Source organism: Streptomyces spongiae, from assembly GCF_009377185.1.
GTDB classification, from domain to species: domain Bacteria; phylum Actinomycetota; class Actinomycetes; order Streptomycetales; family Streptomycetaceae; genus Streptomyces; species Streptomyces spongiae.
This window is the reverse complement of the sequence record NZ_VJZC01000409.1, coordinates 1-9046: the sequence shown is the minus strand read 5'-3', so window position 1 is coordinate 9046 and position 9046 is coordinate 1. Positions and strand designations below refer to the sequence as shown.

At 71.7% G+C, this 9046-nt stretch carries 8 protein-coding genes; 3 read left to right on the top strand and 5 right to left on the bottom strand.

All coding sequences use genetic code 11. The annotated features are described in order from the left end of the window. From FNH08_RS36240 to FNH08_RS36230, 3 genes are all read right to left on the bottom strand, one after another. Positions 1-1235: nickel transporter (locus tag FNH08_RS36240; RefSeq protein ID WP_322726058.1), on the bottom strand; the 1235-nt coding region annotated here is incomplete at its 3' end. Then, positions 1232-3280 (bottom strand): tetratricopeptide repeat protein, encoded by a 2049-nt coding sequence (locus tag FNH08_RS36235; RefSeq protein WP_152775778.1) that lies wholly within the window; start codon positions 3278-3280, stop codon positions 1232-1234. The genes FNH08_RS36235 and FNH08_RS36240, both read right to left, overlap by 4 nt. Positions 3281-3428: 148 nt before the next feature. After that, positions 3429-4958, bottom strand: a complete 1530-nt coding sequence (locus tag FNH08_RS36230; RefSeq protein WP_152775777.1) for a DUF4331 domain-containing protein — start codon at positions 4956-4958, stop codon at positions 3429-3431. 241 nt (positions 4959-5199) lie between these two features. On the opposite strand from FNH08_RS36230, the gene FNH08_RS36225 reads away from it, so the two are divergent. The 3 genes from FNH08_RS36225 (at position 5200) to FNH08_RS36215 (ending at position 6936) form a co-directional block, all read left to right on the top strand. Continuing rightward, positions 5200-5742, top strand: a complete 543-nt coding sequence (locus tag FNH08_RS36225; RefSeq protein WP_322726057.1) for a sigma-70 family RNA polymerase sigma factor — start codon at positions 5200-5202, stop codon at positions 5740-5742. Further along, on the top strand, positions 5739-6557 hold the full coding sequence (locus FNH08_RS36220; RefSeq protein ID WP_152775775.1) for an anti-sigma factor: 819 nt from the start codon (positions 5739-5741) through the stop codon (positions 6555-6557). The genes FNH08_RS36225 and FNH08_RS36220 overlap by 4 nt, the downstream gene beginning before the upstream one ends. A 115-nt stretch (positions 6558-6672) precedes the next feature. Next, positions 6673-6936 (top strand): hypothetical protein, encoded by a 264-nt coding sequence (locus FNH08_RS36215; protein WP_152775774.1) that lies wholly within the window; start codon positions 6673-6675, stop codon positions 6934-6936. Between the two features lie 30 nt (positions 6937-6966). Here FNH08_RS36215 and FNH08_RS36210 read toward each other — a convergent pair whose 3' ends face one another. Together FNH08_RS36210 and FNH08_RS36205 are read right to left on the bottom strand one after the other, a co-directional pair. Continuing rightward, positions 6967-8163 (bottom strand): CaiB/BaiF CoA transferase family protein, encoded by a 1197-nt coding sequence (locus tag FNH08_RS36210; RefSeq protein WP_152775773.1) that lies wholly within the window; start codon positions 8161-8163, stop codon positions 6967-6969. A 46-nt stretch (positions 8164-8209) separates the two neighbouring features. Further along, complete coding sequence (locus tag FNH08_RS36205) at positions 8210-8989, bottom strand: ABC transporter permease (RefSeq protein ID WP_152775772.1); 780 nt, start codon at positions 8987-8989, stop codon at positions 8210-8212. Positions 8990-9046 lie beyond the last annotated feature (57 nt).

Here is a 9046-nt window from a genome sequence, read left to right as displayed (position 1 = left end):
GTGTGGGGGTGCTCGTGGGTGTGGCTCTCGCCGTCCGCGGGGGCGTGGGCGTGGGCGAGGACCAGCGCACGCTCGGGCTCGGGCTCGGAGGCGGGGGCGTCGGCGTGCTCGTGAGTGTGCCCGTGCCCGTGATCGTGGTCATGGTCGTGCTCGTGCGTGTGCCCGTGGTGGTCGTGACCGTGGTCGTGCTCGTGCTGCCGCATGAGCTTCCGGTTCAGCAGGGCACGGCGTACGAGGCTGATGCCCGCCGCCATCACCAGGAGGCCGCTCGCGACGCCGAGCCATGTGATCACGGACGGCGCGGCGGACGACCCGGCGGCGATGAGCAGGCCCAGGGCGACCACGCCGAGGGTGTGCGTGATCGTCACCGAGACGATCATGGGCAGGACGTCGCGGAACGTGGCGTTGCCGCGGGCCGCGGCGGTCGCGGCCATGATCGTCTTGCCGTGACCGGGAGCCATCGCGTGCATCGCCCCGAGGAACACGGCGATGCCCAGGGCCAGCGCCCCGAAACCGATGGTCAGGTCCTGACGGCCCACCAGGTCGTCGAGCGCCTTCGTCCAGCGGTCCGCGCCGCGCGGCAGGATCGAGGCGCCCGGCGCGTCGTCCTCGTCCGCGGCCAGCGCCGGTCCGCCCGGCCGCACCTTCAGGGACGCCGACGCGGTGTCCTCCGGCGACTGCAACAACTCCTGCGGATAGCTGTTCAGCTGCCGGGACACGGACTTCTCGGGCACGTCCGACGCCGTCAGCGTCATCCGGTCGCCCTGGGCGGTGACCTCGCGCCAGCCCGGGCCGGAGTCCACGGCGGCGTGGAAACGTACCGAGGTCGCCCGGTCGGGAAGGGGAGCGGTCAGCCGGCACTCCACGCGCAGGGTCGTGAGCCCGGCCTGTCCGGGCCGCTCCTCGGCGCTGCTCGCTCCGACCTTCAGCGCCACGTCCTTGCCGCCGACGGTGACCTCGCTGTCCCGGGCGGCCGTCGCGCACCGCGCCGCGGCCCACTCCCGCATGCCCTGCCTCTTGACGGCGGGCTCGGCCTGGGTCGCCGGGATCTCCGCCAGGTCCTCGACGTGGAGGACGCGGAGCGTGCCGGAGGCGGCGACGAGACCGTCGTACCGGTTGACGGTGAAGTTGCCGAGGGGATGCGCGCTCGCGGCCCCGGCGGGGAGCAGCACGAGGGCGCAGACGGCCACGAAGACCGCCGTGCAGGAGGCGAACACACGCCGACGGAACGTCACTTGGCCGCCTCCAGAACCTTGAGCGCCTTACGGGCCTTCTCCGCGCCCAGCGGGGAGAAGCCGGAGTTGAGGTCGAGCGCCGCGTCCAGTGAGCGCCGGGCTTCGTCGTCGTTGCCCGTGGCCTGCTCGATCATCCCGCGGTGGTAGAGGAACGTCGCGTCCTTGTAGCCGGTGGCCGCCGCGCGGCGCGCGTACGGCAGGGCCTCGTCGCTGCGGCCGTTGACGTGCAGCGCCCAGGCGAGCGCGTCCGCCGTGTGGACCGTCTGCCGGAGCTTGAACTCGGCACGGGCCGCGCGCAGGGCCTCCTCGCGGTCACCGTGGTCGGCGTCGGCGAGCGCGGTGTCGAGGTCGGCGTTGACGCCGTTGGCGCGGGCGATCGAGGTCCAGGCGTTCACCAGCGTGTACTGGTCGCGGGCCTTCGTCTTGTCGCCCTTCACCTCGTACAGCTCGCCCAGCTCGACGAGCGGTCCCGGCAGCGGGTAGGTCGCGACGACCTTCTCCAGGGTGCGGATCGCGCCGTCCCGGTCGCCGCTCGCGGCCTCGGCGCGGGCCCGGCCCTCCAGCGCGGGGAGGTACTCGTCGTCGGCGGCGAGGGCCCGGGCGAAGTGGTTGAGCGCCCCCTTGTAGTCGCCCTGCTTCCAGGCGAGTTGTCCGAGCTGTGTGGCCACGTACGCGATGTCGCCGCGTCCCATCGCGGAGTTGAGGGCCAGCTTCAGGACCCGCTCGGCGGTCTTCGTGTCGCCGCGCAACTCGTGCACGTACGCGTACCGCGTGAAGACGGGGATGCCGGGGCGCCGGTCGTCCGCCAGGTCGGCGGCCTTCGAGGCGTCGTCGTAGCGGCCGAGCTCCACCAGGGCGTCGATCCGCGTCGACAACGCCCGTTCGCTGTACGGGTTCTGCTCCAACGCCTGGTCGGCGTAGCGGAGGGCGTGCTTGAAGTCGTGGCGGGCCGCGGCGAGGGCGGCCTGTCCCGCGAGCGCCGGGTCGTTGTCCGGGCGCAGGTCCAGCGAGCGCTTCAGGGCCTTCTCGGCCTGCGGGTAACGGGCCGGATCGCCCTTGGTACGGGCCTGCTCCACATAGGCGAGACCCAGCGTGGCCCAGGAGAGGTAGTCCTTCGGCTGGGCGCGGAGATGGGACTGAAGGGTGGCGACGTTCGCGTCGAGGTCCCCGCCGGCGAGCAGTTGGGCCGTGATGCCGGACGAGTTCGACGTGCTCACCGGCTGCTCCTCGCGGTGGCCAAGCGCGATGGCCCCCGAAGTGATCGCCACGGCCAGCGCCGCCGCACACGCGGCAAGCCGCAGCACCCGGCCCCGCCTCGGCTCGCCGACGGGCCGGGCAGCGATGCGGTGCGCTGCCTGCCCGGCGGGTGGGCCGGTGATTTCGTGCACTGCCTGTCCGGCGGGTTCGGCGGTGGTGTCTTGCTCGGCCCGGGCGGTGTCCGTTTCGCCGGTGGCGGTGCCGTCGGGCTGGGTGGCGCCGGTGCCGGCCTCGACGGGGTCGTGGTGACCGGTTGCGCTGTGCTGGGCCTGGGCGGCGACGAGTCGGGGGCCGGTTTCGTGCTGGGCCCGCCCGGTATCGGTCGTGCCGGTGCCGTCGGTCTTGGCCTGTGCCTCAGTGGCGCCGGGCTCGGCCTCTGCGAGGTAGTGATGGCCGTTGTCGCCGCTGGCCTTGGCCACGGCGGCGCCGGTGCCGGCCGCGGCGGGGTCGTGGTGGCCGACGGCGCCGCGCTCGGCCTCGGCGGCGTCGCGGTCACCAGCGGCATCGCGCCCGTCGGTGACGCCCGGACCGTCGGTGTCGTCCGGACCGTCGGTGACGCCCGGACCGTCGGTGTCGTCCGGACCGTCGGTGACGCCCGGACCGTCGGTGTCGTCCGAACCGTTGGTGACGCCCGGACCGACGGTGAGGTCCGGGCCGTCGGCCGCGGCGCGGGCGAGGCCCGTCGGGGCCGCCTCCCGCTCGCTTCCGCCGCCCGCGAGGGCATGGGCACCCGTGTCCTCGTCCCGGCGCTCGCCCTCCGGCGCGCTCTCGTTCGTACGCGGGGACATGCCCTCTCCTCAGGTTCCGTGACGCGATGGTTCGTGGTGACCGACAGGCGGCGCGGCCCGCGCCGTGGGGGATGGATACGTGCGGACCGCGCCAGTTCGTGTGGCACCGGGCCGGTCAGTCACCGGCCCGGTGCGGGTGCGGGACGGATCAGTAGTACGCCCGCTCGTTCCGCCGGCGGCGCCACCAGAACAGGCCGGTGGCGATGAGCAGGAAGCCGCCCGCGCCACCCGCCGCGGAAGAGGCGATCAGCATGGTGTTGTCCTTGCTGCTCGCGCCGGTCAGGCCGTCACCGAGCCCGCTGCGCACGCTGTCCGTGGTGTTGCCCTCGACGGTCTTGCCGCGCGAACCGGCCGTCGGCAGACCGATGTACGGGAAGTAGTTGCCGAACTTCTTGTCGTTCTTGTCGACCGCGTCACCGAGGTCGTTCTTCGCACCCAGCAGCTCGCCCTCGACGACCTGCACCGCGATGTCGAGCACGTCGTCGGTGAGCCGGCGCCCGTTCGGGAAGCCCTGGGTGTCACCGTCGAGCACACCGAGCCGCTTCGGCTTCTTGGTGGGCTTGATGGAGGTGTTGAGACGCAGCTGCTCCGACGGGGTGACGTACGGCGGCTGGTTGAGGTCCTTGACGCCCTTCAGGAAGACGTCGACCAGGTCGTTGCGCGGCTCGTCGGGCGCCGGGATCTTGTAGATCGCCTCGAAGAGCTTCGGCAGCTCGGGTTCGGTGACGTTCTCCAGGAACTGGGCGTCGTCCACGGGCGAGGACGCGTTGAACGTGTCCTTGTCCTTGATGGGGTTCACGACCTCGTTGACCAGCGGCATACCGAGGCGCGAGACCTGGTGGTACTGACCGTCGGCGCCCTCGCGCTGGGTCGTGGACCAGATGCCGGTGATCGGCTGGTCGTGCGACTCGATGATCGCCTCGCTCGGCACCTGAAGGGCGATCGAGTTGACGTTGTACTGCTTGAGCGTGTCCCGCCCGACCTCGGAGAGGTCGGCGCCGTACAGCAGGTCGAAGACGCGCAGGTCGGCGAAGAACGGGTCGTCGGCCTGTCCGGCGAACGTCGTCACGCCGCTCGCGGTCTCGTAGACCGCCTCGTCGCGCAGCTTCTTGAAGTCCGGCATCGACGCCTTGCCGACGTTCGACGGCGCGACCCACACGTCGTCCGCGAGCTTCGTCTTGGACACCGCGCGCCGGTTCTTGAGCTTGATGAGCTCGATGTCGTACGTCTGCGTGATGTTGAGGTCCTTGTCGTCGAGGCTCTCGACCACGCCCGTGTTGTACAGGAAACTCTTGTCGTTCTTCGTCTTCGTCTTGAACGTGTAGCGGAAGATGAGGTCTTCCTGCGCGTCGCCGTCCTTGTCGACGCGGATGTCGTACTCCGCGTCCTCGGCGAACTGGAAGAAGTTCGGCCCGCCCGCGGGCTCCTCCATGGGGATCCAGTTGGCCACGATCGTCGTCGTGTCCGGCTTGTCCGGGCTGACGAACGCGTACAGGTCCGTGTTGTCGAACTGGGGCTGCCCCGAGATGAGGGGGGCCTCCCGGTGGCTGGAGGCGGAGGCCGCCCCCGGCGCGAACGCGGCCACACCGGCGGCTGTGAGCCCCCCGGCGGCCAGCGCGCCACACACGAGGGTCGCGATGCTCCTGCGCCCCGCGCCGCTCCTGGAAGTACTTGTCATGCCGTCCGTCATGCCGTCCGTCCTCTGTCCCAACTTGCCTGACGAACGCCATTCGGAGCGGTCGGCAGGGCGGATTGGTCGAATCTCAAACGTTCTTACGGCGACTTTGGAATCTTGTTTCATCGACGGAGGACATGAATTTTCGGCCGCCCGATCCGTACCCCATCCGGAGGTGGGTACGTTGCGAATGCCTTACACGAGGGGATGGCCCTGCGGCGCGGCCGGAGCAGAGGGGGAGCGAGTGGAGGCGGACGAACTTCTGGTCCGGGTGGCCGGAGGTGACCAGAAGGCATTCGAGGAGCTGTACGGACTCGTGTCCGGGCCCGTGTTCGGGCTGGTGCGCCGGGTCGTACGGGACCCTGCCCAGTCGGAGGAGGTGGCGCAGGAGGTGCTGCTGGAACTGTGGCGCTCCGCGGGCCGGTTCGACCCCGGCCGGGGCAGCGCCCTGTCCTGGATCCTCACCCTCGCGCACCGCCGCGCCGTCGACCGGGTGCGCAGCGCCCGCGCGGCCACGGAGCGCGAGCAGCGCGAGGGCATGCGTGCCCATCACCCCGCCTTCGACCAGGTCGCCGAGGAGGTGGAGGCCGGCCTCGAACGGGAGTGGGTACGCCACTGCCTGGAGCGGCTGACCAGCCTGCAGCGCCAGTCGGTCACCCTCGCCTACTACGACGGCTACACGTACCGTGAAGTCGCCGAACAACTGTCCCTGCCGCTCGGCACGGTCAAGACCCGCATGCGTGACGGCCTGACCCGGCTGCGCGAGTGCCTGGGAGGTGTCGCATGAGCCTGTTCGGCAGGCAGTCGAAACGGGATCTGCACTCGCTCGCCGCTCCCTACGCGCTGGACGCGCTGGAGCCCCACGAGCGGGCCCGGTTCGAGAAGCACCTCAGGACGTGCGACCGGTGTACCGCCGAGGTGCGGGCGCTGTCCGAGGACGCGGTGCGTCTCGCGTGGTCGACGGCGGCCCCGGCTCCGCTCGCGATGCGCGACCGGGTCCTCGCCGCCGTACGCAACACACCGCAGGAGGCCTCGCCCCTGGGCGCCGCCCCGCCGCGCCCGCACCATCTTCCGGCCCACGTCTGGGGCACCGAACCACCACCGCCCCGGCGGCGCGCTCCCCGCATGCGCCCCCTCTTCGCACCGCTGGCCACCGCCACGGCCGCCGCGGCGCTCGTCGTGGCCTCCCTCTTCGCGGTGCAGGCGACGCGCACGCAGGACCAACTGGACACGGCGCGCGCCCAGTCACGTGAGATCGCCAACATTCTCGCCGCCCCCGACGCCCGCGCGACGAATGAACGGGACGCCCGGGGGAGAGGAATCGGAGTGATCGCTTCCGCCAAGGAGGGGCGCGCGATCGTCACCCTGAGCGGGCTGGGCGACCTTCCGAGCGGCCGCGTGCACCAGCTCTGGCTCATGCGCCCCGACGTGCAACCACGCTCCCTGGGCCTGTTCCAGGGGGACACGCCCTTGGTCACGAGCGGAATGAACGACGACGCGACGTCACTCGCCGTGACGGTCGAACCCAACGGGGGATCAGCGCAGCCCACCAGTCAGCCGATCGCCCAACTCGCCCTGAAATCTGTCGGATTCGGAGAGTAATCGTCAACGTCCTTACGGGGTAGGTGAATCCTGTGACCGAGATACACGCGTGCCCCGTGAGGGCGATAGGGTTACCCTGCCCGGGCCGGGTGGACTCGTACGGGTGGGGAGTGACATGGAACAGATAACAGCGCGCAGGGCGCGAGTCCCTGCGATCACCTGCGGGAGCAGCGCGAGCAGTTCGCGTCTCGACCGCCATCTCTCGGTGCTGGGCGGCCCTGCCGTGCCACAGCGTGAGGCGGCCGAGGCGACGACGCTGATGCGCGAGCTCACCGCACGCGAACCGCACGAGCGGAGCGGCAAGGGCACGCGCATGGGTCGGCTCTCGCTCTTCGCGCCGCTGCGTCGGCTGCGCCGCACGCTGTTCGGCGGCCGCTGAGCACCACGGGCTTCACCGCAAGGCCCGCGCTCAGGCGATCACACCGTCCCGGCGTAGTGCTGCGATCTCGGCGTCCGTCATCCCCACGGCACGCAGCAGCGTCACGGTGTGTTCCCCGAGCGCGGGTACGGCCCCCATCCGTGCCGCCTCCCCGCCCGGCAGCGTGATCGGGGGCAGCAGTGCCTTCAGCGGCCCCACCGGCGTCCCCACCTCCCGCCACCGCTCACGGGCCGTCAGCTGCGGATGTTCCGCCACCTCGTGCAGGTCCCTGAGACGCGCGCAGGCGATCCCGGCCGCCTCCAGCCGGGTCACCGCCTCGTCCGTGTCGAGCGCGCCCAGCGCTTCACCGACCAACTCGTCCGTCCGTTCGCGACGTTCGACCCGCGCCGCGTTCGTGGCGAACGCCGGGTCGGTCCCCAACTCCGGCCGCTTCAGCACCTGTTCGGCCAGCCGCCGCCACTCCCGGTTGTTCTGCACCGACAGCAGCACCCGCCCGCCGTCCGCCGTGGCGTAGGCGTCGTAGGGGGCGATGACGGCGTGACCGAGGCCCGTCCGCGCCGGGGGAGTCCCGCCGTGCATCGTGTGGTGCAGCGGGTGTCCCATCCACTCGGCGAGCGCCTCCAGCATGGACACCTCCACCGGCCCGCCCCGCCCGGTCGTCCCGCGCCGCACGAGCGCCGCGAGCACCCCCGAGAACGCGTACATGGCCGCCGCGATGTCCGCCGCCGGAATCCCCGCCTTCACGGGCTGCTCGGGCGTCCCCGTCACCGACACCAGCCCCGCCTCGCACTGCACGAGCATGTCGTAGGCCCGCTTGTCCGCGTACGGCCCCGACGGCCCGTACCCCGAGATGTCGACCGCGACCAGTCGTGGGTGCGCGGAGCACAGCGTGGCCGCGTCCAGACCGAGGCGGGCCGCCGCGCCCTGCGCGAGGTTCTGCACGAAGACGTCCGCGTCCGCCACGAGGCGCCGTACGACCTGAAGGCCCCGCGGGTCCTTCAGGTCCAGCGCGATCGACTCCTTGCCGCGGTTGCACCACACGAAGTGCGAGGCGAGGCCGCCCGCCGCCGTGTCGTACCCGCGCGCGAAGTCCCCGCCGTCCACCCGCTCGACCTTGATCACCCGTGCGCCGAGGTCGGCGAGCTGCCGGGTGGCGAAGGGGGCGGCGACGGCCTGCTCGACGGTGACGACGGTGATGCCCTCCAGGGGCAGCGGAAGACGATCCATGGAACGGATCATGTCCGCCGCCCAGGGGCTTTGTCAGTAAGGGCCCTCACTCGCCGTGTGTGTAGCGGCGTACGGCGAGCGGCGCGGACACGCCGATCAGCAGCGCGCACCACAGCATCGACCCGGCGACGGGATGGGCCACCGGCCAGGCGGCGCCCTCCGGCACCGGGGCGTTGCCGAAGAGGTCCCGAACCGCCGTGGTCACCGCGCTGATGGGGTTCCACTCGGCGACGGTGCGCAGCCAGTCCGGCAGGTTGTCGGTCGGGATGTACGCGTTGGACAGCAGCGGCAGCATGAAGGTCGCGCCGCCCAGCTGCCCGGCCGCCTCCTCGCTCCGTGAGACGAGGCCGAGCAGGATGCCGACCCAGGTGGCGGCGAAGCGGAAGAGCAGCAACAGGCCGAAGGCGCCCGCCGCGGCCGGCCATCCGCCCTCGACCCTCCAGCCCATCGCGACCCCGACCAGCAGCAGCGGCACGAGCCCGACCGCCGTCGTCAGCAGATCGGCCACCGCCTGGCCCAGGGGGACGGCGGAGCGGCTCATCGGCAGCGTACGGAACCGGTCCGTCACACCGCGGTGCGTGTCCTGAGCGGAGCCGAACATCCCGGTCATGACGCCGTTCGCGACGGTCGCCACCAGCATTCCCGGGACCAGGAACGCCCGGTACTCCTCGCCCGGCATCGCGAGCGCGCTGCCGAAGACGTACCCGAAGAACAGCAGGAACGTGATCGGCATCGTCTGTGTCATGACCGTGATCGCGGGCGCGTGCCGGATCCGCTGGAGGTTGCGGACCAGGACCGCGGCGCTGTCGACGACCAGCGCGCTCATGCGGCGGCCTCCTTCCGGGCGGTGAGGCGCAGGAAGACCTCGTCGAGGGTGGGTGGG

What these genes read in the sequence shown, in the direction of transcription:
- FNH08_RS36235 (WP_152775778.1), bottom strand. Translation starts at nt 3,280, where the DNA reads ATGTCCCCGCGTACGAACGAGAGCGCGCCGGAGGGCGAGCGCCGGGAC.
- FNH08_RS36230 (WP_152775777.1), bottom strand. Translation starts at nt 4,958, where the DNA reads ATGACAAGTACTTCCAGGAGCGGCGCGGGGCGCAGGAGCATCGCGACC.
- FNH08_RS36220 (WP_152775775.1), top strand. Translation starts at nt 5,739, where the DNA reads ATGAGCCTGTTCGGCAGGCAGTCGAAACGGGATCTGCACTCGCTCGCC.
- FNH08_RS36215 (WP_152775774.1), top strand. Translation starts at nt 6,673, where the DNA reads ATGGAACAGATAACAGCGCGCAGGGCGCGAGTCCCTGCGATCACCTGC.
- FNH08_RS36210 (WP_152775773.1), bottom strand. Translation starts at nt 8,163, where the DNA reads ATGGATCGTCTTCCGCTGCCCCTGGAGGGCATCACCGTCGTCACCGTC.
- FNH08_RS36205 (WP_152775772.1), bottom strand. Translation starts at nt 8,989, where the DNA reads ATGAGCGCGCTGGTCGTCGACAGCGCCGCGGTCCTGGTCCGCAACCTC.